The organism is Saliniramus fredricksonii (genome assembly GCF_900094735.1).
Classification (GTDB): domain Bacteria; phylum Pseudomonadota; class Alphaproteobacteria; order Rhizobiales; family Beijerinckiaceae; genus Saliniramus; species Saliniramus fredricksonii.
On record NZ_FMBM01000002.1, the window covers coordinates 112,559 to 137,790 of the forward strand.

Consider the following 25,232-nt stretch of genomic DNA (forward strand, 5'->3'; position numbering starts at 1 on the left):
CTCCCCCTCAGGGCTTTTCACGTTCCGGGCGCACGATCGCGACCGGCTCGGCCTGCGTCGCGGTCTTCTCGGCCTTCGCGGCGCGGCGCGCGAGAACCGATTCGCGATGCGAAATGAAGCTCGCAGCCCCCACGACGATGCCGCCGCCGAGGATGACAAAGGGGTCCAGCGGTTCGGCGAAGAGCACGATCCCCATCAGCGTCGCCCAGACCAGTTGCAGGAACTGCACCGGCTGCGTCACCGTGATCGGAGCGTTCTGGAAGGCCTTGGTCATGGTCCAGTGCCCGGCCGTTGCGAAGGCCGCGACCAGGGTCAGCCAGGCGACCTGCTCGAAGCTTGGGGCAACCCATTGCACAGCGGCCACGGGGGCGAGTGCGATGGTGCAGAAGACCGAGAGCAGCCCCACGATCACCGCCGTATCCTCGGTGCCGCTCAGGCGTTTCGCGATCAGGAAGGATGTGGCAAAGAACGGCCCGGCGGCCACCTGCGCCATCTGGCCGATCGAGATTTCCTGGAAGCCGGGGCGCAGGATGATCAGCGCGCCCGCGATCCCGGCCACGACGGCAAAGACCCGGCGCATGTGCAGCGCCTCGCCGAGAAACAGGGCCGCGCCGATGGTGATGAAGATCGGCGCCACATAGCCCAGAGCCGTCACCTCGGCCATCGGGATGCGCGCCATGGCATAAAACCAGAGGATCACCCCGACCCCGTGGACCGCGCCGCGCAGGAGATGCAGATGCAGGATCCGGCCGGAGGGGCGATGTGTCAGCAGCGCGCCCATGAAGGGCAGCATCATCAGCGCGCCGGCGGCATAGCGAATGAAGGCGCCCTGCGCGGCAGGCAGATCCGCGCCGATATGGCGCACGATGGCGGTAACGCTGGCGAGCAGCAGGGTCGTCAGGAGCATCCAGCCGACACCGATGAGCGTATTCTGCGCCCGCACCCGCCAAAGCCTCCCGGTTCATGCCACGCAAGAGGTGCGCCGCGTGGTGAGTATCACTCACCCGCATGGATTGCGGTGCAAGAAATTCCGCGCTCTTGCCTGCGTGATCGCGCCCGTATACGCGCGACAAGCGCCCTCAGCCGCGCCAGAAGCGCGGCATGAACAGGATCAGCACGGTGAACAGTTCGAGCCGGCCCAGCAGCATGGCGAAGGCCAGGGTCCATTTCACCGCATCGGGCAGCGTGGCGTAATTGCCCGCCGGGCCGATGATCGGGCCGAGGCCGGGGCCGACATTCGACAGCGCGCTCACCGCCGCCGAGGCCGAGGTGAGGAAATCGAGATCGAAGGCCATCAGGGTGATGGTGATGGCGCCGTAGCAGATGAAGAAGAGAGAGAAGAACACCACCACGGAATGGATCACGTCGTCGGGCAGTTCACGCCCGGCATAGGTGCGCGGAAAAATGCCGCGTGGAAACAGAAGATGCCGGAAATAGCTCTGCAGGAGCTTGGCCATCACCTCGTAGCGGAAGATCTTCACACCCCCGGTGGTCGAGCCCGTACAGCCACCGACGAACATCAGCCCGAAGAAGATGCCGATTGCCACATTGCCCCATCCGCCATAATCGGCGGAAGCGAATCCCGTCGTGGTCACCACGGAGACGACGTTGAGGGAAGCCAGCCGCAAGGCATCGAGAAACGCGAAACGCTCGGAAAGACTCAGCCACAATGTCATGACGAGCACGATCACCAGCAGGAAGACGAGCAGCACCCGCACCTGGCTGTTGCGCAAGGTATCCGTCTCGCCCTGGAACAGGCGGACATAGAGCACGAACGGGATGGCGCCGGCGATCATGAAGAAGACCGCGATCCAGTGGATCGCGGGATTGGTGAAATGGCCCAGCGATGCATCATGCGTGGAAAAGCCGGCTGTCGAGATCGTTGTCAGTGCATGCGCCACGGCGTCGAAACCGCTCATCCCGGCAAGCCAGTAGGCGGCGATGCAGGCGATGGTGAAGCCGACATAGATGGTGGTAATGGCGGCAGCCACTTCCCGCACACGCGGCAGCACCTTTTCCGAGCGATCGGAGGATTCGGTGCGAAACAGCTGCATGCCACCGACACCGAGCGCCGGCAGGATGGCAATGGCAGTGGCGATGATGCCGATTCCGCCCAGCCATTGCAGGATGGCGCGCCAGATCAGCACGCCCGGCGGAGCCTCCTGCAGGCCAACGATCACCGTCGCGCCGGTCGTGGTCAGCCCCGACATCGCCTCGAAGAAGGCGTTGGCGTAGCTCGCGCGCATCTGCTCGAAATCGGAGATGTAGAGCGGCAGGGCGGCGAAGAGCACCACGGAGAGCCAGGCCATCGGCGTGAGCAGGAAGGCCTGCCGCAGGGTCAGACCGCTATCCAGCCGCACCTGCGCGAAATACAGAAGCAGCATGCCCACCGTGAAGGTGATCGCGCTGGAGATCGCGAAGGCCTTCCAGTCCTCGTTATGGGCATAGAGATCGACGCCCACCGGAATCAGCATGGCGATGGCGAGCACGGTGAGCATGCCCCCGATCAGATAGAGGATAGGTCGCAGATAAGGCGGCGCCCAATTGTCGAGGGAGAGGCGCCAGCCGATTCGCCGCTCAGCTTCGGTCACGCCTGTCCCCCGCCAGAAAAGCCTCGGCCTTGCGCAGGGCCTTGTAGGTCACCATGGCGATGACGCTGTCGCCGGGCTTGATATGGGTCTCGGCGGTGGGAATCAGCACGCCGCTGTCATGCACGACCGCGCCGATCAGGAAGCCTTCCGGCAGGCCGATATCCTTGAGCGGGCCAGAAGTCAGCTTCGAGCCCTCCTGCGCGCGCGCCTCGATCACCTCGCCGAATTCCTCGCGCAGGGTGTAGAGCGCCGTCACCGAGCGGTGACGGACATGGCGCAGGATGGTCGAGATGGTGATCGCGTTGGGGCTCACCACCGCATCGATGCCGAGAGAGGGCATGATCGGTTCGTAGCTCGACTTGTTCACCAGCGTGATGGCGCGCTTGCAGCCCATGCGCTTGGCGAGCACCGAGGAGAAGATGTTGGTCTCGTCGTCATTCGTCACAGCGACGACCGTCTCCGCCGAGCCGATATTCGCCTCGTCGAGCACCTCGGTATCGAGGGCGTCGCCGAGCAGCACCACGGCCTTCTCGCCGAGTTCGCGGGAGATGTATTCGGCTCGTTCGCGGGAATGCTCGATGAGCTTGAGGCGCACATAGGGCGCGTCGCGCGCGAGCATGTTGGCGAGGTTGAGCCCGACATTGCCGCCGCCGACGATGACCACGCGCCTTGCCACCCGCTCCTGGTGGCCGAAGACGCTCATCACCCGGTCGACGCGCGAAGGCTCCGTCACGACATAGACGTCGTCACCCAGTTCGATCACGTCGTCGCCATTGGGCACGAAGGCCTCGCCGTTGCGGATCACGGCGACGATGATCATGTGCGGATCCGGCATGATCGTCGGCACGTCCCGGATCGCCTTGCCGATGAAGGCGCAATCATGCGTGTCGGCATGGATGCCGATGAGCTGCACCTTGCCGTCGGCGAGCGGCATCGTGTCGAAGGCGCCGGGCGTGCGCAGGCGCCGCGCGATGCCGTTGGCGACCTCGACTTCCGGCGAGATCACCACGTCGATGGGGAGCTGGTCGGCGGCGTAGAGCGCGCGCGAGAGCGGGTCGAGATAGCCGTGATGGCGCACGCGGGCGATGCGGCGCGGCACCCGGAACAGCGTATAGGCCACCTGCGAGGCGACCATGTTGACCTCGTCCGAGCGGGTCACCGCGATCAGCATGTCGGCATCGCGCGCGCCGGCCTTTTCCAGCACCTCCGGATGGGAGGCGTGGCCGACCATGCCGCGCACGTCGTAGGATTCGTCGACACGGCGCGCCTGTGCCGCGTCGAGATCGACGACCGTGACATCCATGCCCTCGACGGCGAGATGGCGCGCAATGGTCGAGCCGACCTGACCGGCACCGCAGACGATAATTCTCATGAGAAGCGTGACTTCATGACGGAAAACGGCCCCCTGCCGGTTCCGATGCGACAATCTTCCGGCGCACCCCTGATCGCGTGACCCGTGAAACGGGCACACGTGTTGCGGGCGCGCCGACCCTCTGCCACCGGCATTCCGTGTCGACGATACACGCACGAGCCGCCCCCGGTCGAGACCGGGTCGCCCCCTTTACGCCTTTTTTCGCAGATGCACAACGGCCCGCGCGAAGGGCGGGGGCGGGGGCGGGGCGGGTGAGCCCTACGTTACGCACATCATGCGTTCACGCGTGCAATTCGACAGCCATAACCTGTGGCACGCCGTCTTCCGTCGTAAGGTAAAACCGGGTCGGGATGATTGCCGAGACCCGGCGCTCATGGCCCGGCATGACTTCGGTTTCAAAGTCCACGAGCACGTTAACGCGGCCCGAGATAGCCTTGGCTGCGTCAATCGTGAAGCTGTCGGGCTCAGGGTCGCATAAATACAGGCGGGTTGATGGTTGAGCCTTTAAAACCTCGTCCCATAGGGAATTTTTGGTCAAGTCGTAGCACATCACTGCACGAAGCGCTGTGATGAGGAGATGAATATCTTCTCGTGACGCCTCTTCCAGCACATATTCCGCCAGGCCGTGCAGCAGGGCTTCATCGTCGATCGCCTTGACGATTGCCGGGGGAAAGTCGGGAAAGACATATTGATGCCTATTGGTCCCCGGAGACTTCTTCCCGGTTTTCCGCTGGACCGGGCGAAACGTCTTCTCGGAGAAACGCAGGGATTTCGCACCCGCCTTCTTCACTGCCGGGTCAGCGCCTATGAACGAACGACCCACAAATGCATGTCCGACATAAGCCTTCGCTGCCGCCGCCAAGCCAGGCAGCACGACATCGGATTGTGCGCGCATGATCTGACTGGAATCGACGGTCCTATGGGCGATCCAGTTTGCGCGCGCTTTGTCTTTGCGTTCCTTGAAAACCGTGATTGCCTCGTCGACCGCATTCGTCATGGCGCAACCTCCTGATCCGTAAGATAACGCAAAGCGAGATCAGCACCAATGCCATCGATGTCCGTCATCAATCTCTGGTGATCAAGCCCAAATTTTCCGAGAATCCGGCGAAAGAAGCTGCGATTGGCTGCCGGAATGGTAAGGCGGTGCATCGGCACATTCTCAGCATCTGGATCCCAGTCCCTGTCCGGGTCGGGGTATATCGTGAAGACGCCATGTTGCCGGAAGACCCGCTCGATGCTTGGGGTCGTTTGTGCATATGAAACGTGCGTTGCCGCAAAAGGGTTGGTCAGAGCGCGATTGCGCATGATACCTGGGACAAGGATCGCGAAAATCTTGCAATCATTGTCCATGTTCCCGCCATTGACCGCGAACCAGGCGGCGACGAGCGGATTGCTGCTCCAATCCAGGAGCCGGGTCGGGACACCATGATGTTGCGCGAGCGCCAGCCAGTCGAGATCGGAATAGTCATTGGCGTCGACCAATCGCACTGATTTCCTCTTGAAGGTTTCGAAGATCAGGCGCTCCAGTGAAGAGTCGTAGTCTCGCAGACCCAGACAATCGGCACGCCCGGCCTTCGGGCGCAATCCGTAGCTTTCGCAGCCAGCGAGCCCCTGCCGCATCCCCTGCCCGCAGAATATCCAGCCGGCGTGCGAAGTCGAGAGCATGAACCCATTGAATTCCGCCCATTTCGCGAAATCGTCGGGAGTTGGTGAAGCAGAAACCATGGGCGACCAGGAGCGCAACGGAAAGATATTAAAAATAGTACTGTTTTAGTTTCAATTTCTAAAATTGCATTTCCTTGTTTTGAAGGCAACCCTTCAACCCCGATCAACACCGCCCATCCCCAACCGGCGCGGTTTCGTCTTGCCTTGCGCCATGCGGCGGGATTAGGTTCGCGTCGCGTGCCGGAATCGCGGCGGGCACCGTAATTTCGGAGGAGAGAATGGGTTTTCTGTCGGACGCGCTGTCGCGCATCAAGCCTTCCGCCACCATCGTCATCACGCAGAAGGCGCGTGAGCTGAAGGCGGAGGGCGTCGATGTCATCAGCCTCTCCGTCGGCGAGCCCGATTTCGACACGCCCGAGAATATCAAGGAAGCCGCCATCGCGGCGATCCGGCGCGGCGAGACGAAATACACGCCCGTTTCCGGCATCGTGCCCCTGCGCGAGGCGATCGCGAAGAAGTTCAAGCGCGAGAACGATCTCGACTACAAGCCCGCGCAGACCATCGTCGGCACGGGCGGCAAGCAGGTGATCTACAACGCGCTGCTCGCCACGCTCAATCCCGGCGACGAGGTGATCATCCCGCGTCCCTACTGGGTCTCCTATCCGGAGATGGTGGGGCTGTGTGGCGGCACGCCGGTCTTCGTCGATACGAGCATGGATGACAATTTCAAGCTCCAGGCCGAGCCGCTTGAGCGCGCCATCACGCCGAAGACGAAGTGGATTATCCTCAACTCGCCCTCGAACCCCTCGGGCGCGGCCTATAGCTGGGACGAGATGAAGGTGATCACCGACGTGCTGATGCGCCATCCGCATGTCTGGGTGCTGACCGACGACATGTACGAGCATCTCGTCTACGACGATTTCAAGTTCGTCACCCCCGCCCAGGTCGAGCCCAATCTTTACGAGCGCACGCTGACCATGAACGGCGTCTCCAAGGCCTATGCCATGACGGGCTGGCGTATCGGCTATGCGGCGGGGCCGGAGAAGCTGATCAAGGCCATGGATTTCGTGCAGGGCCAGCAGACTTCGGGGGCCGCTTCGATCTCGCAATGGGCTGCCGTCGAGGCGCTGGACGGAACGCAGGCGCATCTCGACGTCTTCCGCAAGGCCTTCGCCGAGCGCCGCGAGCTCGTCGTCTCGATGCTCAATCAGACGAAATATCTGAAATGCCCGATGCCGGAAGGCGCCTTCTACGTCTATCCCTCCTGCGCCGAGGCGATCGGCAAGCGCACGCCATCGGGCAAGGTGATCGAGACGGATGAGGATTTCGTCTCCGAACTGCTCGCAGCCGAGGGCGTGGCCGCGGTACACGGCTCGGCTTTCGGGCTCGGCCCCAATCTGCGCATCTCCTATGCGACGTCGAACACGGTTCTGGAAGATGCCTGCAACCGCATTCAGCGCTTCTGCGGCTCGCTGGGCTGAGGCCCTGCACGGCTGAATGCGTTCAACCAGCGGAGGAAGGCCATCCCGATTCCGGATCAGACAACGCAAAGCCGCAGCCATCTTGCCGCCGGACGGGCGCGCCGCCCCTTCGTCGCGCTGTCGCCGCTCATCATTGCCGTGATCGCGGCGGCAGCTCTGGGTTTCGGCGGGATCAGCCGTTTCGAGATCCAGGCCGGGCCCTTCGCGCCGATCCTGCACGGCTTCTTCTTCGATACCTTCGCGCCGCTGATCATCCTCGTGATCTACGCCGTGGCGCGCATCATCGCCGTCGCGCTGCTCGAACCGAGCGATCTGGCGCTTGCCCGCTTCGTCACCGCCCCGCTCGCCGTGGCAGCGCTGCTCGCGGCGGCGCTGTATCCCACATTCGGCGGCATCATTGCCCGCTCGGCCTTCTTCGCCGGGGGGATGATGTTCGTCGAGGGCGTGATGCTCGGCGCGGCCTGGCTGGTCGGCATCGCCTTTGCGGCGATCATCTTCGGTTTCGTGCTGGGGGCGGGCGTGATTCTCGTGCGACTCGGTTTCGCCGAACCGGGCCGTACCCGTCGGGCCCGCCTCGCCACCGGGCTGATGCGATACGCCGCCCTCGTCTTCGCTGGCCTGATCCTGCTTCTGCCGGGCCAGAGCGGCATATCGTTCTACGGTGAATGGCCGGTCTGGCCGATGGAGCCGGGAGAGGCCGCAGCGCTTGCCGGCTTCAGCCTGATCGCCCTCGCACCGCATGCCCTGATCGTGCGGCGCCACGGCTGAGCCGGGCGGGTATTGTCGCAATCGGTTACGAATCTTGATTGCGCAGTCGTTTGCACGCGGCGATGCAGCGGCTAAACGGAACTCACAGTGAATCACGCGAATCCTTCGGCTCAGCCGGCGGTGACGCTACGTCTTTCGGGGACCCTTGCCCATGCTTCCCTTCATCGATCTTGCCGCCCAGCGCGCGGCGCTCGGCCCGCGCATGGAAGAGGCCATTCTCGCGGTGGTCCGCCACGGCGCCTATGTGATGGGGCCGGAAGTCGGGCAGCTCGAAGAGGAACTCGCAGCCTTTTGCGGGGCGAAACACGTGGTCAGCTGCGGCAGCGGAACGGATGCGCTGGCGCTGATCCTGATGGCGAAGGGGGTGAAACCCGGCGATGCCGTTCTGTGCCCGAGCTTCACCTTCGCCGCGACGGCGGAGGTGATCTGCTGGCTGGGCGCCGCGCCGGTCTTCGTCGATGTGCGCGAGGACACCTTCAATCTCGACATCGACAGCATCGAAGCCGGGCTCGTCACTGCGCGCGAACAGGGCCTGCGGCCCGTGGGCGTGATCCCCGTGGATCTGTTTGGCCAGCCGGCGGATTATGCGCCGATCGAAGCCGTCTGCGCGCGCGAGGGGCTGTGGCTGCTCGCCGATGCCGCGCAGAGTTTCGGAGCGCATTATCAGGGCCGCAAGGTCGGCACCATCGGTGACGCCACGGCGACCAGCTTCTTTCCGGCCAAGCCGCTGGGCTGCTATGGCGATGGCGGGGCGATCTTCACCGACGATTCCGAACTCGATGCGGTGCTGCGCTCCCTGCGTAATCACGGCCAGGGCGCCGACAAATACGAATATGCACGCATCGGCATGAATGGCCGCCTCGACACCATCCAGGCGGCAGTGCTGATCGAGAAGCTGCGCGTCTTTGCCGACGAGATCGCGGCGCGCGACCGGATCGCGGCACGCTATGCGGCAGGTCTGTCCGATTGCGCCGTCGTGCCGCAGGTGATGGCGGATGCGCGCTCGGTCTGGGCGCAATACACCCTGCGCCTTCCCGGTTTCGATCGCTCGGCCTTTCAGGCGAGCCTGCGCGATGCCGGCGTGCCGACGGCGATCTATTATCCGCGCCCGCTGCACCGACAGGACGCGTATGCGCGTTATCCGAGTGCTGGTAACGGCTTGCCGGTGACCGACCGGCTGGCGCAAGAGGTGGTCAGCCTGCCGATGCATCCCTATCTGGACGAGGCGGATCAGGATCACGTCATCGCCACGGCGCGCGCGGCGCTGGGTGCCTGAGGCATTTTTCGGCGCATCATGTCGACCGTCAGCCAATACCCGCCTGACCGAAGGATGCGCGCGCTAACCAACGATTCACGCTGCCGAAGGAAACCCGGACAGCGTCAATCGATTCTGAAAGAAATCTCTCGATTCTGCCGCTATCGGGTGGCCTGATCCATCCGTCGGACGCGGTTTCTGCCGCCTCCGCAAGCAGAACGGGAGGCTGCGCGTGGCGTCACGCGGCTTGCAGGATTGGCAGGATATGGATTTCGGCGCCATCGGTGCCGGAGACCCTGCTGCGCGCCCATCTGCCCGTCCGCCTGCCCGCGCGCCTGCCTATGAGACTGTGCACAAGCCGCGCCGTCGCCGGCGTCTGCCGCTGATCCGGCTGATGCTCGGATCGACGGCGCTCATCACTGTTCTGACGCTCGCCGCCATCGAGCATTACGAAGATGCGCCCCATGGCCCGCGCGTCCAGGAGCCGCGCGTGCGTGCCGATGCGCCGGCGCTCGCAACACCGCCGCCGATCTGGCGGCCCGCTCCATCGCGCGATATCGCGGTCTCGGCCCTGCCCGATGCGCTCGCACAGGCAAGGTTCACGCATCATGCGGAGATCCGCGATGACGGAGCGCGGCGCGATGCCATGACCCTGGGAGATTTTGGCAGCGACGAGCCCCATCTGCATCTCGTGCTTTTGCGCGGTGCGGCGGCGCGCCCGCGCCATTCCTTCTTCGTCGCGACCACCCTCGATGCTGCGGAGGCCGGGCTCGCCGTGCAGCGGGTGCGCGATCAGGAGCAGGTGGAGACGCGGCGCTTGCCGCTGATCGTGGCGCAGATGGTGCTCGAAGACGGGCTCGCCCGCGACTGCCTTGCCTTTCGCAGCCCTGAGCCCGCCGGCGATGGCGGGTTCCTGCTTGCAGGCTGGACCTGCGGTACCGCTTCCGATCCTGCCGCTCTGGCCTGCATGATCGATGACATCGACCTCGTCGACGGAATCAGCGGTGAAACGCTGCTGCCTCCGGCCAATGCTGCCGGCGCGTGTACCGGCGAAGCGGAGACAGCCACGCCGGCGCGCGATGCGCCGCAGGATATCGCGGGATTGCTCAATGTGCTCGACGAGAGCGGCGACAGAGCCGTCCCGTCCGGGACGCGGCCACCAAAGCCGCCGCCCCGCCCCGAAGGCGATTGAGGCAGCGTCCGCCGCGCCTCAGCCGGCGCGCTTTTCCAGTTCACGCAGGATGGCATCGCCCATTTCGGTGGTGGAGAGGCTGTTGGTACCGGCCGGTGCGATATCGCCGGTCCGCGCACCATTGGCCAGCGCGTCGGTGATGGCGCCTTCCAGCATGTCCGCCGCCTCGATCAGCCCGAAGGAATAGCGCAGGCTCATGGCGAAGGAGCCGATCATGGCCAGCGGATTGGCGCGGCTCTGGCCCGCAATGTCGGGCGCGGAGCCATGGACCGGCTCGTAGAGCGCCTTGCGCTTGCCCGTTGCCGGGTCTTCGGCGCCAAGCGAGGCCGAGGGCAGCATGCCGAGCGAGCCGGTGAGCATGGCCGCGACGTCGGAGAGGATGTCGCCGAAGAGATTGTCGCAGACGATGACGTCGTATTGCCTGGGATTGCGCACGAGCTGCATGGCGCAATTGTCGGCGAGCACATGTTCGAGGGCGACGTCGGAGAATTCCGCACCGTGCACGGCGGTGACGACCTGCTTCCACAACACGCCGGATTTCATCACGTTGTGCTTTTCCGCCGAGGAGACCTTGTTGCTGCGCTTGCGGGCGAGATCGAAGGCGACGCGCGCGATGCGCTCGATCTCGCCGGTGGTATAGAGCTGGGTGTCGACGGCGCGCTTCTGGCCGTCTTCGAGGGTGACGATCTCCTTTGGCTCGCCGAAATAGACGCCGCCTGTGAGCTCGCGCACGATCAGGATGTCGAGATCCTCGACCAGTTCGCGCTTGAGTGAGGAGGCATCCGCCAGCGCGCCGTAGCAGATGGCGGGGCGCAGATTGGCGAAAAGACCAAGATCCTTGCGAAGGCGCAGAAGCCCGGCTTCCGGGCGGTGTTCGTAAGGCACATCCGCCCATTTCGGCCCGCCGACCGCACCGAACAGTACCGCATCGGCGGCTTTGGCATTCTTCATGGCATCTTCGCTGATCGCCACACCATGCGCGTCATAGGCCGCGCCACCGACGAGATCGCGTTCGGTCTCGAAGGCGGCGATTCCGGAGCGGGTGAACCAGGCGACGAGTTTCTCGACTTCGGCGGCCACTTCCGGGCCGATGCCGTCGCCGGGGAGGAGAAGGAGCTTGTGGGTCGCCATGGGTGCCTCGTCTGTCGTCGCGAAATGAATTCCTGCCTGCTTTTGACGAAAACCACCCTTCAGAGCAAGCGCGGATATGCCAAGCCGTGATTCACTCGACGCAGGCTGCGATCGGCCCCGAGCGCACCGCCCGGTACGCGAGGCGCTCGGCAAGCCGCGCATGCCCCGCCGAGGGGGCGGCGGGATTGCGCCTTTGCGGCGCGGGGAGTGCGGTGGCCAGAAGCGCCGCCTGATGGCGGGTGAGATCGGCGGCGGAGCGGTTGAAATAGTGCTGCGCGGCGGCCTCGGCGCCGAACACGCCCTCATCCCATTCCGCGATATTGAGATAGATTTCCAGCATGCGCGGCTTCGACCAGAGAAAATCGAGCCAGATCGCGATGGGGATCTCCAGTGCCTTGCGGATATAGGAACGCTGCGGCCAGAGATAGACGTTCTTGGCCGTCTGCATCGAGATGGTGGAGGCGCCGCGCGCGCCGCCGCTCTCGATCACCTGACGCAATTCGCGCCAGTCCACCCCCAGATGCCGACAGTATTGTCCGTCTTCGGAGGCGATCACCATGAGCCGCAATTCGGCGCTGATCGCCTCGAGCGGGACGGTTTCGCGGGCGACCGGCTGCAGGGTGAGCCAGCGTGCGAGCATGATCGTGGAGGGCGGGGTGACGAACATGAAGAGCAGATTCGAGGCGAGGAAGAGCAGGACGAGCAGCAGGATTGCGCGCAGCAGGCGTGCGAACAGCCGGCGCAGGAAGCCCGGTTGCCGCTTGCGGCTCTTCGCCCCGCGCCCTCTCTTCGCCGGCGGTGGCGCGTCCGTCGATGCGGCGGTGCCGGCGTCGCGCCCGCTTCTGCGCCAGCCGATCACGGCCCGCCTCCGGTCGCGCGTGGCAACAGAACGATGAAATCCGGATGGTGGCGGATATAGCCGGCCTGGCGCCCGGCCTCATTACCGCTGCCGGTGAAATAATCACCGCGCGCCACCCCGGTGATGGCCGAGCCGGTATCCTGTGCGATCATCAGCTGTGCCAGACGCGCCTCGCGATTATCGGCATCGGGCAAGGTGCCCGAAAGCCAGACCGGGAGGCCATAAGGCCAGATGGTGCGATCGACTGCCAGCGAACGATGCGGCGTGAGCGCTACGCCGGCTCCGCCGATAGGGCCGTCTTCTGCGGCAAGCGCGCGGTTTTCCGCAAAGAAGATATAAGACCGGTTCTCACGCATCAGCGCATCCGCCTGCGCGGCATTGGCGGGATCCTCGAGCCAGCCCAGCAGCCGCGCGAGGCTCATCTCTTCGAGGGCAATAGCGCCGCGCTCCACGAGCAGCCGCCCGATCGCGGTAAAGGGATGGCCGTTGCGCCCGGCATAGCCCACGCGCATGACGCCACCATCGTCGAGGCGGATGCGCGCCGACCCCTGGACATGAATGATGAAGGCCTGTGCTGGATGGCGCAGATAGACGATCGGCGGGGCGAGATCGTCGATGGCGCCGTCCATGATCGCGCCGCGATCCGGGTAGGGGACATGGCTGCCATCGGGCAGGCGCCGCGCGGCGGCGAGGTTCTCGTCGATCCCGGGGAGCGGATTCTCCGCATTACGGGTGACCAGATCGGACGGGCGCGGGCGCAGGGCTGCGGAAAAATCCGGACCGGGCTGCCGCGCGCCTTCATATTCGGGCTCGTAATAGCCGGTGAGAAACGACCGGCCCTCATTGGGAATCACATGGTGCGGCATGAAATGCGCTTCGAAGAAAGCGCGCGCGCCACCTTGCCAGAGCCGCGCGCGTGCGCAGATCTCTGCCAGATCTTCGGACAGTGCGATACCGGGGCGCAGGGTGACGGGGCTGTCGGGCGCCTCGCGCGCGGGGCCCTCGCAGGAGCGCATGAAGGCGGCGAAGGCAGCGTCGTGATCGTCCTCGGCCCAGCCCGGGAGAGCGGCAAAATCGAGGGGCACGAGTTGGGCGCGTTCACGGGCCACGGCATCAAGCGATACCGGGGCGGCGGTACCGGCGAGGAAAACCGCAGCCATGGCCATCGCTCCCGTCCGGAACCGGCGAAGCACGCCGGGCAAGTTCATTGCCCGGCTTCGGTCGCCACCAGATGCCAGGTCGGATCGTTGGAGCCGAGCGTGCGCGCGAAGGTCCACACATCGGTGACGTCGACCACCGCATCCGGGCTGCCATCGACGACATTGCCCTCGCCGTCACGCGTCACGGTGATGAGTTCGGAGACGATCTTCACGGTGATCTGGGCAACGCGATTCTTCACCTCGGCCTCGACGATCTCGGCCTTGTCCACTGCCACGAAGGTGGTTTCCGCCGTTTCACCGCGGGATTCGCGCTCGCTAATGGCCTGCTCGAAACCCTCGTAGACGTCCTTGGCGAGGAGATTCCTCAGCGTCTCGCGATCACCGGTGGCGAAGGCGGAGACGATCATCTCGTAGGCCATCTTCGAGCCTTCCAGGAAGCCGCGCGGATCGAAATCCGGCTCCTGGCGCACGATGTCGTCCAATCCGTCGGCGATGGAACTGCCGGGTTGGGCGATGCCCTTCCAGCGATCAACCGAGGCAAGCCGCTGCTCGGCCTGCTCGGCGCCGGGAAGGCGCACGACATTGCCTTCGGACTTCTGCCCGGAGCGATCCGATTGCGGGGCGCCGCGTCGGAACGGTTCCTGGGGCGGTTGCTCCTGGCCGGTCTTCTGGCCCAGCACGGATCGCAACCGCCAGATCACGAAGACTGCCAGCGCGAGAAAGATGAGCGTCGTGATGTCGAAAGACTCTTGCATCGTCGATCCGGCCTGGTTTCCAGGGTAAAACACGCCCCACCCGTTTCATTCCGGGTGGAAACACATTCGGCCATGCCCGTCAACGCCTCCGGCGTCGCAACGGGCAGCGGCCACCCCCAATATGGGAACGTCTTGCCCGGACATCTACCACCCCGGCGCAGAATAGCGAGAAAATCCGAAATCGCGTGGCGTTTTTTTGGCTCGGGCGCCGTCCGACCGTCCGGCGCAGGGGGTGCGAATCGCGCGGATCACGGGCCGACGCGCTTGTTTGGGCGCTTGAAGCATGTTAGCGGCCTTGCGAACGCAACCGTGACCCGTGCCGGTGCCGTCCCGAAATGAGGGCACATGCGCCGAAGGGTCGCGCGCATCGTTTCATCCTGCGCCGCGCGGCGCATATCCGCTCTGACAGAGGTTGATCGACATGGCCGATACCCCGAACACCAATGGCGCCGATCCGGCTGCCGCCGGCACGCAGGCGCAGCAGAACACCGCGCCGTCACTGAATGCGCTCGCGCAATTCACGCGCGATTTCTCCTTTGAGAATCCGAATGCGCCGCAATCGCTGGCGCCGCAACAGCAGCAGCCGCAGATCTCGATCCAGGTCAACGTCAACGCCAAGCAGCTCGGCGAGACCGATTACGAAGTCGAACTCAAGCTCGAGGGCAGCGCCAAGAACGATGCGAACACGCTCTTCGCCTTCGATCTTGCCTTTTGCGGGATATTCCGCGTGAAGAACGTGCCGCAGGACCAGATCCATCCCGTGATCATGATCGAATGCCCGCGCCTGCTCTTCCCCTTCGCGCGCCAGATCGTTGCCGATGCCGTGCGCAATGGCGGGTTCCCGCCGCTTTATATCGATCCGATCGACTTCGTGGCGCTCTACCGCCAGCGCGTCGCCGAAGCCCAGAAGGCGCAGCAGGCTGGCGGCAATGCAGAGCCCGGCGGTCAGACGCCCCCGGCTTCCGAAAACGCGTGAGCCTTACCCGCGCGGGTCGGGCGCTCGCCCGGCCCGCCTGACGTCTTGAGCCCGTTTCAGGAGCCGATCAGGTGAGCGAGACCGAATCCGAGAAGAATGCCCGCCACAACGCCAGGATGGCGAAGATCAAGGTGGCGCGAGACCGGATGATGGAGACGAAGACGGGCGAGAAGGGCCTGATCATCGTCCATACCGGCCCCGGCAAGGGCAAATCCAGCTCCGGCTTCGGCATGATCATGCGCTGCGTCGGACACGGCATGCCCTGCGCCGTTGTACAATTCATCAAGGGCAATTGGGAGAGCGGCGAGCGCAACGTGCTCAAGACGCGCTTTGCCGATCTGTGCACGGTTCATACCATGGGTGAAGGCTTCACCTGGGAGACACAGGATCGCGCCCGCGACGTCGCGGCGGCGATGGCAGCCTGGGAGAAGGCGAAGGAACTGATCCGCGATCCCGCCATTCACATGGTCCTGCTCGACGAGATCAACATCGCCCTGCGCTACGATTACATCCCCCTTGACGACGTCATCGCCTTCCTGCGCGACGAGAAGCCGCCGATGACCCATGTCGTGCTCACCGGGCGCAACGCCAAGCCGGAGCTGATCGAGATCGCCGATCTCGTCAGCGAGGTGCAGGCGGTGAAGCACCCGTTCAAACAGGGCATCAAGGCGCAGAAGGGCGTGGAATACTGACGTGCGGGCCCCCGCGCGCCGGTTCAGCCCCTGTCACTGCGATAGCGCGCGGCATGCGAGCCGATTTCGGCGATCTCCGCCGGTGCCGCCCCGGCCTGCGTCAGCAGATCGGTCAGCGCCTGAATATCAAGATCACCCGGCACCGAAAACAGCATCGACAACTGACCCGCGACGCCCGTGGTGCAGACGATCTCGCCGCCGGCTCCCGCAATCGCGCCTGCGGCTTCCGAGCGCCAGCGCTCGAACCGCGCGGCGTAGAGGACCACGTCACGCATTGCGGCGTCAGCCAGGGGCTTGGAAATCACGAAGATCGGCGTTCCGGCGGGGTGATCGTCGCGCTCGATGAAGGGCAGGCGGGCGATCACCTTGGGGCGATCGGGCCCGATCAGCCCGTTCCACCAGTCACCTGCGGAGGCGCCCTGGTCGAGGCGGAAGATACCGAGATCGCCGCGCCCGCCGGCGACCGCCGCAATCACCGCGCGCGCATCGGGATGGGGCTGATAGGGAACGGTGAAACCGAAATGGAAGCGCGCGGAATCGCGCATCGGCCCGTCACCGGCGGAGATATCGGCATGGACCGTGTAGGGCGCCTGCACATAGGTGAAGGTGCCGATGATCACCCGCCAGATCGATTCGACCGTATCGAGCGGCAAAAGCCCGGAATGGCGCTCGGCCAGCGCCTTCATCATGGCGGCTTCGCGCCCCGGACGGAAGGCGGAGCCCGATTGCGAGGTCTTCTTCACCGCGATCAGCCGCTCGATGATGGCGCTGCGCTGCATCAGACGCTCGTGCATTTCGCGGTCGAGCCGGTCGATTTCCGCGCGCAGGGCATCGAGATCGACGGGGGCGGCTTCGTCATTGGGGCTGGACATGATGGGGCTCGCGGCAATCGGGCGGACGGAAACCGGCGTCGCGCCATGCGACGGCGTTCGGGCGCCATCGCGCAAGACGATGCCGCCATCGTTGTGTTTGCAGGTTCACAGGCTTCTGACAAGCCGCGCAGGACGAAGGCGGCGTTGCGGCAATGCGCAGCAGGCCCCGCCGGTCGCGCCGTTCAGTCGAACAGCGCGTCGATATCGTTCTGGCTGACGCCGTCCCCGTCAGCGCTCGGACCGTTGAGCAGGAAGACCTCCTTGCGCGTCTGGCGCCGGGCTTCTTCCGGATCCGGGGGCAGATCCGCATCGCGTGCATTGACGGCGCTGGCGAAATGCGAAAGCCGCTTCTCGACGGCGGCGAGATGCTCCACCACCTTGCTGATCCGCTGGCCGGTAATGTCCTGGAACGAGCAGGCCTCGAATATATCCATCACGCGGGTCTGAACCCGGGTACGGTAGGTCTCGAGATCGGCATCGTCATAGCCGAGAATCTCCTCGGCTGCTTCCATGATGGAATTCGTTGCCGAGGCGGTGGCGTTGACAACGTTGCCCAGTTCGTCATGGGCTCCGGGAAGCCGATCGCGGTAGAGTTCGTTGGCGCGCAGCGCGCCGATCTCGTTCTTGAGCCGCGAGATGTAATCGGCAACGCGCGTCAGTTCCTGCGCGATCATGCGGATATCGACCTGCGGCTCCGCTTCGCCGGCCTCCTGCTTGCGGCGACGCGGACGCGCCTCGGTCGCGGTCTTGCGTATGGCGGCACTCGTCGCGGCTCTTGCCATGTCCTGCCCTTTCCCCGTCCCTGTCGATCAGCGGTCTTGACGCGCGCAGCATGTTTCGTTCGCGACACGCGCAATTGCGGCCCGATCGGCAATATCGACGATCGGCGCGGCGGATCCGCTTCCGGATCCGCATGCACCTCGCAACGCCCGCGCCTGCGGATCAGGCGCCGCAGACGGCCTCGATCTTCGATTTCAGCGTCTGTGCGTTGAAGGGTTTGACGATGTAGTTGTTCACACCGGCCTTCTTCGCGGCGATGACGTTCTCCGTCTTGGATTCGGCCGTCACCATGATGAAGGGCGTGACACGCAGGTTTTCGTCCGAGCGCACATGCCGCAGAAGCTCGTAACCCGTCATCGGCTCCATGTTCCAGTCCGAGATGACGAGCCCGTACTTCTTCTCCTTGAGCTTGGCGAGGGCCGCGGTGCCGTCATTGGCATCGTCGACATCCTCGAAACCGAGCTGCTTCAACAGATTGCGAATGATGCGCACCATCGTCTGATAATCGTCGACGACGAGGATCGGCATCTTGAGGTCGAGGCCCATGTCCCAAGCTCCAGTTTGCTCTTGCGCCGCAGGGATATGCGGCGGTCCCAATGAGTCTGTTTGATCGGTATCGGAGGGCTCCGAGAAGTCCTCCCGCCACGAGAAGCATTAGCCCCGCTCCCTTGAAAAGCGGTTAATTGTACCGGCTGAAATGGATTTGGGTTGGCAAAAGCTTAACCACGCCGGTTGTGGTCCGCCGGGAAAAGTTGCAAGGGGCGGGTGGCGCTTGACCGCGCGCGCGATCCGTCGCACTTGCCTGTATTGGTCATTCGCGACAGACCGGTGATGCGAAATCGAGACGCAAGAGGGAGCGCATGAGCGGCTTCATATTGACGGGTGCGGATGAGGCGGTGGCGCAAGCCTTGCGCGGCGCGGTCATCGCGATCGGCAATTTCGACGGCGTGCATCGCGGGCATCAGCAGCTGATTGCCCAGGCCCGGGACATGGCGCGGGCGCGTGGCGTGCCGGCGGCGATCCTGACCTTCAGCCCGCATCCGCGTGCCTTCTTCGCCCCCGATACGCCTTTCTTCCGCATCACCCCGCAGCCCGAGCGGGTGCGGGTGATGCGGCGGCTCGGCCTCGACGGGGTGATCATTCGCCGGTTCGATGCGGCGCTCGCCGCGACCCGTGCGCAGGATTTCCTCACGCGATTCATTCTGGAGGAGATCGGCGCGTCGGGTGTCGTGGTCGGCCACGATTTTCATTTCGGCAAGGGGCGCGAGGGCAATCCGCAGATTCTGCAGGCCTTCTGTGCAGCGCATGATATCGCCTGCAACGTCGTCCCCGTGGTCGAGGAGACGGGCGGTGCGATCTCCTCCAGTGCCATCCGCGCCGCACTCACCGAAGGCGACATTACCGCCGCCAACCGGCTGCTCGGTTATCGCTGGTTCGTCACCGCGCCGATCCGTCATGGCGAGAAGCGCGGGCGCGATCTGGGCTATCCGACGGCGAACATGGCGCTGCGTGACGCCTGCGCCCTGCGCCATGGCATCTATGCGGTGCGCATGGCGGTCAACGGCGCGCTGCATGACGGCGTCGCAAGCTTCGGTCGGCGCCCGACCTTCGATGACGGGGCGCCGCTCCTGGAGACCTTCCTGTTCGATTTTTCCGGCAATCTCTATGGTGCGCAGGCCGATGTGGAATTCCTCGCCTTCCTGCGCCCGGAGACGCGGTTCGAGAGCGCGCAGGCGCTGATCGCGCAGATGGATGATGATTCCGCGCGCGCCCGCACCGTTCTTGCGCAGGCGGATACCACGCCCTCGATGATCACCCCCGATCCCGATTGAGCATGTCCCGATTGCGCATGCGGCCTTACAGGCGCTCGTCCGGCAACCCGCTGGCCCCGAAGACCGACCAGTCCATTTCCTCGGCGAGGCAGGCGAGGGCGCGGGTGCCGAGCGCCGAATTCCCGGCTTCGTCGAGCCCCGGCGACCAGACGGCGATGCTGGCATGGTTGGGCGCGATGGCGAGAATGGCGCCCGACACACCGCTCTTCGCCGGCAGGCCGACGCGATAGGCGAATTCGCCCGAACCGTCATATTGTCCGCAGGTCAGCATCAGCGCGTTGATCCGCCGTGCGAGCCGCACATCCTGCGCCGAATCCGTCGCCATGCCGTTACGTTCCAGTGTCAGATAGCGTCCCGCCCGGGCGAGTTCCCCGCAATCGAGGCGCACCGCGCATTGACGCAGATAGACCGCCATGACCTGCTCGACCTCGTGTTCGAGATTGCCGTAGGACCGGGTCAGATGCGCGAGCGCGCGGTTGACATGACCGGTCTCCGGTGAGTCGAGGCCCGCTGTTTCGCAGGGCGGCCATTGCGCAGGCTCGGTGATGCCGAGCAATTGCGCGATCCGCGCCCGCACCGGCTCGGGAACGCCCTCGCGCGCTTCTTCATGGGCCAGAAGCACATCCGCGACGACGAGCGCCCCCGGATTGATGAAGGGGTTGCGCGGCATGCCTTGGTGGCGTTCAAGGTCTATGATGGAATTGTACGGGTCGCCGGAGGGTTCGCGCCCGACCCGCCGCCACAGATCCTCGCCGGCATGCTCCAGCGCGATGGTCAGCGCGAAGACCTTGGAAATGCTCTGGATCGGAAAGCGCTCGGCGTGATCGCCGGCCTTGAGCAGCGCGCCGTCTGCAGTCTGAACGGCGATGCCGAAAGCGCCCAGACGGCTGTCGTCATCACCGGGGCGAACCGTGCCGCGCTCCGTCTCGCACGCCATGCGCGCGGCAATGCCCTCGATCACCTTCTGCAGGCGCGTGTCCTCATCGTGATTGCCCGGCATGCCCGCCCCTCCCGCTGATTGATCGCATGGTTGCGACCGATCGACAACGCGCGGATCGGGACCGGGTTCATGATCTGCGGTCATGCGCGGGAATCCACAAGCCGGTTTCTTCGCGCGCGCATTCGTGCTAACCGCCCCGCATCCCGGCGCAGCCGCGCTTTTGCCCGTATTTTCCGGATCGAGATCATGCCCACCGATACCAAGAGCGTCGCCCGCGCCCTGCTTTCCGTTTCCGACAAGACCGGCATCGTCGTCTTCGCCGAAAAACTGCATGCGCGCGGCATCACGCTGGTCTCCACCGGCGGCACGCACCGCATTCTGGTCGAGGCCGGGCTTCCGGTGCTGGAAGTCTCGGAGGTGACGGGTTTTCCCGAAATGATGGACGGGCGGGTCAAGACCCTGCATCCCAAGGTGCATGGCGGGCTTCTGGGCATCCGCGCCAATCCCGAGCACCAGGCGGCGATGTTTGCCCACGGGATCGAGGCGATCGATCTGCTCGTGGTCAATCTCTATCCGTTCGAGGCCACCGCCGCCGCCGGCAAGCCTTACGATGATTGCGTCGAGAATATCGATATCGGCGGCCCGGCCATGATCCGCGCCGCCGCCAAGAACCATCAGGATGTCACCGTCGTTGTCGATTCAGCCGATTACGAGGCGGTGCTCGCCGATCTCGACGCCCATGATGGCCAGACCACGCTTACCCTGCGCCGGCGTCTGGCCCAGAAGGCCTATGCCCGCACCGCCGCCTATGACGCGGCGATCTCCAACTGGCTCGCGGGCGAACTCGCCATCGACGCGCCGGATTACCGTGCCGCAGGCGGCGCCCTCGCGCAGGAAATGCGCTATGGCGAGAATCCGCACCAGAAGGCGGCCTTCTATACCGACGGCTCGCATCGCCCCGGCGTCGCCACGGCGCGCCAGGTCCAGGGCAAGCAATTGTCCTTCAACAACATCAACGACACCGACGCCGCGTTCGAGTGCGTGGGCGAATTCGATCCGGCTGCGGGTGCGGCCGTCGTCATCGTCAAGCACGCCAATCCGTGTGGCGTGGCGCAGGACGAGAGCCTGCGCGCGGCCTATGAGAAGGCTTTGGCCTGCGATCCCGTCTCCGCCTTCGGCGGCATCGTCGCCATGAACCGACCGCTCGACGCGCAGGCTGCCGCAAAGATTGTCGAGATCTTCACCGAGGTGATCATCGCGCCCGAGGCGGATGAGGAGGCAAAGGCCATCATCGCGGGCAAGAAGAACCTGCGGCTGCTGCTCACCGGCGGCCTGCCGGATCCGCGCGCGCCCGGGCTCGCGATCCGCAGCGTTGCCGGCGGTCTGCTGGTGCAGGGGCGTGACGCGGCTGTGGTCGACGACATGGAACTTAAGGTCGTCACGAAGCGCGCGCCGGATGCGCGCGAGATGGCGGATCTGCGCTTTGCCTTCCGGGTGGCCAAGCACGTCAAGTCGAATGCGATCGTCTATGCCCGCGATGGCGCCACGGTCGGGATCGGCGCCGGCCAGATGAGCCGGGTCGATTCCTCGCGCATCGCGGCCTGGAAGGCGGGCGAGGCCGCGCGGGCAAAGGGGCTGACTGACAGCCTCGCCAAGGGCTCGGTCGTGGCGTCGGACGCGTTCTTCCCCTTTGCCGATGGCCTTCTCGCCGCAGCCGAAGCGGGGGCGACCGCCGTGATCCAGCCCGGCGGCTCGATGCGCGACGAGGAGGTGATCGCCGCCGCTGACGATGCCGGTCTCGCCATGGTCTTCACCGGCCACCGTCATTTCCGTCACTGATCGGGGAGGGCGGGCGATGATCAGCATCCACGGCTATGCCATTGTCTGCCGGCACGGTCGCATCGCCGATGCGACGGGCGCCTTTCCGCCGGCCTTGATGAACGAGGCCGACTGGGCCTACTTCCAGGCCGAGCTCGACCGGGCGGATCTGTGCGTTCTGGGCAGTGCCAGCCACCGTGCCACGCCGAACCGTGCCAATCGCCGGCGCCTCGTCATGTCGCGCGGTGCTGCGGGGCTCGAACAGCGTGAAGATGCCTGGTGGTGGGCGCCGCAAGAGGTTGCCTTCGACGAGGTCTGTGCCCGGCTCCTGCCCGCTGGCGGGCGTATCGGCGTGCCGGGCGGGCAGGTCGCCTTTGATTATTTCCTGCATGAGAGCCCGCCCGGCCTGCGTTTCAGCGAATTCCACCTCTCCCGCGCCACCCGCGCCGCCATCCCCGACGGGCGCGGCCTCCTGCGCGGTGTCGAAGCGGGGCGCGACACCGATGCGCTCCTGCGCGAAGGCGGGCTGAGACCCGGCGCCACGCGGGTGATCGACGCCGATGCGGGTGTCGATCTGACGGTTTACGTCGCACATCCGCGATAGGCTCCGGCGAAGACCGCGCGACCAGCTGGCTTGCTCACCGGGTGGTTTTCCCGTTAAGCCGTTTCCGCACACAGTGGAGACGGCGACGGATGCGGTTATTGCTCTGCCTGTCACGGGGAATCGACCGGGTGAACGCCCTGATCGGCAGGGCCGCTTCCTGGCTGGTGCTGGCCGCGATCCTCGTCGCTGCCGGGCTCGCCCTCTCGCGGCGGCTGTTCTCCGTATCGTCGAATGCCTGGTACGAATCGCAATGGCTGTTCTTCGCGGCGATCGTGATGCTCGGCGCGGCCTGGACCTTGCGGCTCGACCGGCATGTGCGCATCGACATCCTGATCTCCCGCGCCCCGCCCGTCTATCGCCGCCGGCTCGACATCATCGGGCATACCGTGATGCTGATCCCGTTCTGCGTTCTGCATGTGTGGCTCGCGATACCCTGGTTCTACCGCGCCTTCGAGAGCGGCGAGACCTCGCCGAATCTGGGTGGCCTGCCGCTCTGGCCGATCCGGCTCGTCATCGTGATCGGGCTGAGCCTGCTGCTGGCGCAGGCCTTCTCGGAACTGATCAAGCGTATCGCCGGGCGCGCCTGAGGCGGTTTGCATCCCCTGCGCGGGCGTGACAGATTTCCGTGACAGCGATTTCGAGATGGGGAGCCGGTATGAGCCAGAACGAGAACAACGCGCATCCGCAATCCTGGAAAACCGCCTATCGTTCATTCTATTACGCGGATGCGCCCGAGCCGTCGCCGCCGCCGCTCGACCCGGCGACGACGGCCCTGCTCGTCATCGATGTGCAAAACACCTATCGCGACCGGCCCGACCCGCAGACGCTGAGCCCGCCCGAGCGCGCGCGCTACGACGCCTGGACACCGTTTCACGCGCGTTTCGAGAATGTGCTCGTGCCGAATATCCGGGCGCTTTTGAAGCATTGCCGGGATCTCGGCATCGAGTGCATGTTCGCCCGCATCGCCGCCCTCAAACGCGACGGGCGCGACCGCTCTCTGAGCCAGAAACTGCCGGGCTGGAACAACATCCTCCTGCCGCATCGCGACACACCGTCGCAGGTCGTGCCGGAACTTGCGCCGCTGGAAGACGAGATCGTGGTCACCAAGACCACCGATTCGGCGGTGACAGGCACCAATCTGCGGCTTCTGCTCGACAATATGGGAATCCGCACGGTGATCTGCGTCGGCGTCTTCACCGATCAATGCGTCTCCTCCACCGTGCGCTCGCTGGCGGATGAGAGTTTTCACGTGGTGGTGGTCGAGGATTGCTGCGCGGCGGGGACAGACGCACTGCATCATCGCGAGCTGGAGATCATCAACAATATCTACTGCAACGTGATGGCATCCGATGAATTGCGCGCGCTGATCGATGCAAAATCCGCCACCGCGCGTGGATGATCCTCACTCGATGATCAGGAATTCAATGCGCCGGTTACGGCCCTTGTTGGCATCGCTGTCATTGGGCACCAGCGGCTCGGTCTCACCATAGCCCACGGCGGTCAGCCGCGCTGCGTCGATCCCGCGGGCGATCAGCGCATCGCGCACCGAATCGGCGCGCTCCTGCGACAGGCGCAGATTGGTCTCCGCCGGCCCGTCCGAATCGGTATGGCCGCCGATTTCGACGGGGGCGGGGGCGCATTCGTCGACGAGGATCGCGAGCGAATCCATCAGCGGCGCGGCCTCATCACCAAGGCTGGTTGCGCCGGAGGCAAAGACGATGGGTTCATCGGCGAGTTTTTCGGATATCTCGGCCTGGCACATGGCGATATCGGGAATCTCCGGCAGGGCCGGCTCGCTGATCGTCAGCTTCATCTCCCAGCCTTCCGGGATGCGCCCGTCGAGGCCGCGCATCAGGCTCTCCTGCGTCTGCGCATAGAGCGCCTCACCCTCCACCGCGATGATGCCGTCGGCGATGCGGGCCTCCCCTGCGGCGAGGCGCGACAGGGCAATCATGCCGGCGATCCCGGCTTCGACGATGCCGGGATCGAGATCGGAATCGGCGCGCAGGCCGGATTCGAAGGCAAGTGTCGGGAAGCGCTCGCGGGCGGTCTCGCGAAACAGGTCGACCATGTCGAGATCCGGCAGTGTCCCGTTGACGCGGATGCGCGCATCGCTGCGGCGCAGGGTGAGGCCGCTCTCGCCATTCGTCGCGTTGCCGGCACCCGCCTCGTCTGCGCGCGCGCCGGAGGTGATCGAGCCGGTCATGGCGACAGAGTCCCGGTTGTCCTGCGGCGCATCCGTCGCGGCCAGGGAAGCTCCTGCCTCCGGCTGTGGCAGGTCGCCGAAGCGTTGCATCCCCTCATAAAAGAGTGCTGCGCTGGTCGCACCTGCGCACAGGATCGCGACGGCAATGAACAGACGCATACGAAACCCCTGGATCCACGCTTTGCCCGGCGACGCGAATCGCAAGCCGGTCCCCGCGCTCTTGCGCGCAGAGGATGACGAAATCGAGGCCGGTCTGGCAAGCGGTTTGCGAAAACCCGCGCCG

General features: G+C 65.0%; 25 protein-coding genes. 11 read left to right on the forward strand and 14 right to left on the reverse strand.

Annotated elements, in window-relative coordinates:
* Positions 1-7: 7 nt before the first annotated feature.
* The 5 genes from GA0071312_RS07090 to GA0071312_RS07110 all read right to left on the reverse strand — a co-directional run bounded on the left by GA0071312_RS07090 (position 8) and on the right by GA0071312_RS07110 (position 5,628).
* Complete coding sequence (locus GA0071312_RS07090) at positions 8-943, reverse strand: DMT family transporter (protein ID WP_074444381.1); 936 nt, start codon at positions 941-943, stop codon at positions 8-10.
* Positions 944-1,079: 136 nt separating this feature from the next.
* Positions 1,080-2,591 carry a TrkH family potassium uptake protein gene (locus tag GA0071312_RS07095; RefSeq protein ID WP_238947147.1) on the reverse strand — a complete coding sequence of 504 codons (1,512 nt, stop codon included), beginning with the start codon at positions 2,589-2,591 and terminating at the stop codon, positions 1,080-1,082.
* Positions 2,578-3,963 carry a Trk system potassium transporter TrkA gene (gene trkA, locus GA0071312_RS07100; protein WP_074444382.1) on the reverse strand — a complete coding sequence of 462 codons (1,386 nt, stop codon included), beginning with the start codon at positions 3,961-3,963 and terminating at the stop codon, positions 2,578-2,580. Before trkA ends, GA0071312_RS07095 begins: the two co-directional genes overlap by 14 nt.
* Before the next feature lie 280 nt (positions 3,964-4,243).
* Entirely contained in the window at positions 4,244-4,960 is a 717-nt protein-coding gene (locus tag GA0071312_RS07105) for a hypothetical protein (RefSeq protein ID WP_074444383.1), read from the reverse strand.
* Positions 4,957-5,628 (reverse strand): FRG domain-containing protein, encoded by a 672-nt coding sequence (locus tag GA0071312_RS07110; protein WP_108721897.1) that lies wholly within the window; start codon positions 5,626-5,628, stop codon positions 4,957-4,959. Before GA0071312_RS07110 ends, GA0071312_RS07105 begins: the two co-directional genes overlap by 4 nt.
* A gap of 278 nt (positions 5,629-5,906) precedes the next feature.
* On the opposite strand from GA0071312_RS07110, the gene GA0071312_RS07115 reads away from it, so the two are divergent.
* The 4 genes from GA0071312_RS07115 (at position 5,907) to GA0071312_RS07130 (ending at position 10,324) form a co-directional block, all read left to right on the forward strand.
* On the forward strand, positions 5,907-7,109 hold the full coding sequence (locus tag GA0071312_RS07115; RefSeq protein WP_074444385.1) for a pyridoxal phosphate-dependent aminotransferase: 1,203 nt from the start codon (positions 5,907-5,909) through the stop codon (positions 7,107-7,109).
* Between the two features lie 138 nt (positions 7,110-7,247).
* Positions 7,248-7,877, forward strand: coding sequence for a hypothetical protein (locus GA0071312_RS07120; protein WP_074444386.1), 630 nt, complete (start codon positions 7,248-7,250; stop codon positions 7,875-7,877).
* Positions 7,878-8,028: 151 nt separating this feature from the next.
* Positions 8,029-9,153 (forward strand): DegT/DnrJ/EryC1/StrS family aminotransferase, encoded by a 1,125-nt coding sequence (locus GA0071312_RS07125; protein ID WP_074444387.1) that lies wholly within the window; start codon positions 8,029-8,031, stop codon positions 9,151-9,153.
* Positions 9,154-9,364: 211 nt separating this feature from the next.
* Complete coding sequence (locus GA0071312_RS07130; RefSeq protein ID WP_131817732.1) at positions 9,365-10,324, forward strand: hypothetical protein; 960 nt, start codon at positions 9,365-9,367, stop codon at positions 10,322-10,324.
* A gap of 18 nt (positions 10,325-10,342) precedes the next feature.
* Here GA0071312_RS07130 and leuB read toward each other — a convergent pair whose 3' ends face one another.
* From leuB to GA0071312_RS07150, 4 genes are all read right to left on the reverse strand, one after another.
* The gene (gene leuB, locus GA0071312_RS07135; RefSeq protein ID WP_074444389.1) at positions 10,343-11,455 is read right to left on the reverse strand and encodes a 3-isopropylmalate dehydrogenase; all 1,113 of its coding nucleotides are present in this window, start codon (positions 11,453-11,455) and stop codon (positions 10,343-10,345) included.
* Positions 11,456-11,546: 91 nt separating this feature from the next.
* Positions 11,547-12,314 carry a monofunctional biosynthetic peptidoglycan transglycosylase gene (mtgA, locus tag GA0071312_RS07140; RefSeq protein ID WP_108721837.1) on the reverse strand — a complete coding sequence of 256 codons (768 nt, stop codon included), beginning with the start codon at positions 12,312-12,314 and terminating at the stop codon, positions 11,547-11,549.
* The gene (gene mltA / locus GA0071312_RS07145) at positions 12,311-13,474 is read right to left on the reverse strand and encodes a murein transglycosylase A (RefSeq protein WP_165603981.1); all 1,164 of its coding nucleotides are present in this window, start codon (positions 13,472-13,474) and stop codon (positions 12,311-12,313) included. The genes mtgA and mltA overlap by 4 nt, the downstream gene beginning before the upstream one ends.
* A 44-nt stretch (positions 13,475-13,518) precedes the next feature.
* Positions 13,519-14,229 carry a Tim44/TimA family putative adaptor protein gene (locus tag GA0071312_RS07150; protein WP_074444391.1) on the reverse strand — a complete coding sequence of 237 codons (711 nt, stop codon included), beginning with the start codon at positions 14,227-14,229 and terminating at the stop codon, positions 13,519-13,521.
* A 421-nt stretch (positions 14,230-14,650) separates the two neighbouring features.
* Here GA0071312_RS07150 and secB point away from each other — a divergent pair, with 421 nt between their 5' ends.
* On the forward strand, positions 14,651-15,205 hold the full coding sequence (gene secB, locus GA0071312_RS07155) for a protein-export chaperone SecB (RefSeq protein ID WP_074444392.1): 555 nt from the start codon (positions 14,651-14,653) through the stop codon (positions 15,203-15,205).
* Positions 15,206-15,276: 71 nt separating this feature from the next.
* On the forward strand, positions 15,277-15,897 hold the full coding sequence (cobO, locus tag GA0071312_RS07160; protein WP_074444393.1) for a cob(I)yrinic acid a,c-diamide adenosyltransferase: 621 nt from the start codon (positions 15,277-15,279) through the stop codon (positions 15,895-15,897).
* Positions 15,898-15,920: 23 nt separating this feature from the next.
* Here the strand turns inward: cobO and GA0071312_RS07165 are convergent, their stop codons facing one another.
* The 3 genes from GA0071312_RS07165 to GA0071312_RS07175 form a co-directional block, all read right to left on the reverse strand.
* The gene (locus GA0071312_RS07165) at positions 15,921-16,769 is read right to left on the reverse strand and encodes a chorismate mutase (RefSeq protein ID WP_074444394.1); all 849 of its coding nucleotides are present in this window, start codon (positions 16,767-16,769) and stop codon (positions 15,921-15,923) included.
* 182 nt (positions 16,770-16,951) lie between these two features.
* Entirely contained in the window at positions 16,952-17,551 is a 600-nt protein-coding gene (locus tag GA0071312_RS07170; protein WP_083204409.1) for a protein phosphatase CheZ, read from the reverse strand.
* Positions 17,552-17,711: 160 nt separating this feature from the next.
* Positions 17,712-18,095 carry a response regulator gene (locus GA0071312_RS07175; RefSeq protein ID WP_074444395.1) on the reverse strand — a complete coding sequence of 128 codons (384 nt, stop codon included), beginning with the start codon at positions 18,093-18,095 and terminating at the stop codon, positions 17,712-17,714.
* Positions 18,096-18,409: 314 nt separating this feature from the next.
* On the opposite strand from GA0071312_RS07175, the gene GA0071312_RS07180 reads away from it, so the two are divergent.
* The gene (locus GA0071312_RS07180) at positions 18,410-19,381 is read left to right on the forward strand and encodes a bifunctional riboflavin kinase/FAD synthetase (RefSeq protein ID WP_074444396.1); all 972 of its coding nucleotides are present in this window, start codon (positions 18,410-18,412) and stop codon (positions 19,379-19,381) included.
* A 25-nt stretch (positions 19,382-19,406) separates the two neighbouring features.
* On the opposite strand, the gene glsA is transcribed toward GA0071312_RS07180, so the two are convergent.
* The gene (glsA, locus tag GA0071312_RS07185; protein ID WP_074444397.1) at positions 19,407-20,381 is read right to left on the reverse strand and encodes a glutaminase A; all 975 of its coding nucleotides are present in this window, start codon (positions 20,379-20,381) and stop codon (positions 19,407-19,409) included.
* Between the two features lie 186 nt (positions 20,382-20,567).
* Here glsA and purH point away from each other — a divergent pair, with 186 nt between their 5' ends.
* The 4 genes from purH to GA0071312_RS07205 all read left to right on the forward strand — a co-directional run bounded on the left by purH (position 20,568) and on the right by GA0071312_RS07205 (position 24,142).
* Entirely contained in the window at positions 20,568-22,160 is a 1,593-nt protein-coding gene (purH, locus tag GA0071312_RS07190; RefSeq protein WP_074445983.1) for a bifunctional phosphoribosylaminoimidazolecarboxamide formyltransferase/IMP cyclohydrolase, read from the forward strand.
* Positions 22,161-22,176: 16 nt separating this feature from the next.
* A complete protein-coding gene (locus GA0071312_RS07195; RefSeq protein ID WP_083204410.1) occupies positions 22,177-22,743 on the forward strand; it encodes a hypothetical protein in 567 nt (188 codons plus the stop codon).
* Positions 22,744-22,832: 89 nt separating this feature from the next.
* Positions 22,833-23,330 (forward strand): TRAP transporter small permease subunit, encoded by a 498-nt coding sequence (locus GA0071312_RS07200; protein WP_083204411.1) that lies wholly within the window; start codon positions 22,833-22,835, stop codon positions 23,328-23,330.
* Between the two features lie 68 nt (positions 23,331-23,398).
* Positions 23,399-24,142 carry a cysteine hydrolase family protein gene (locus GA0071312_RS07205; RefSeq protein ID WP_074444399.1) on the forward strand — a complete coding sequence of 248 codons (744 nt, stop codon included), beginning with the start codon at positions 23,399-23,401 and terminating at the stop codon, positions 24,140-24,142.
* Positions 24,143-24,145: 3 nt separating this feature from the next.
* Here GA0071312_RS07205 and GA0071312_RS07210 read toward each other — a convergent pair whose 3' ends face one another.
* Positions 24,146-25,108 carry an OmpA family protein gene (locus GA0071312_RS07210; protein ID WP_074444400.1) on the reverse strand — a complete coding sequence of 321 codons (963 nt, stop codon included), beginning with the start codon at positions 25,106-25,108 and terminating at the stop codon, positions 24,146-24,148.
* Positions 25,109-25,232 lie beyond the last annotated feature (124 nt).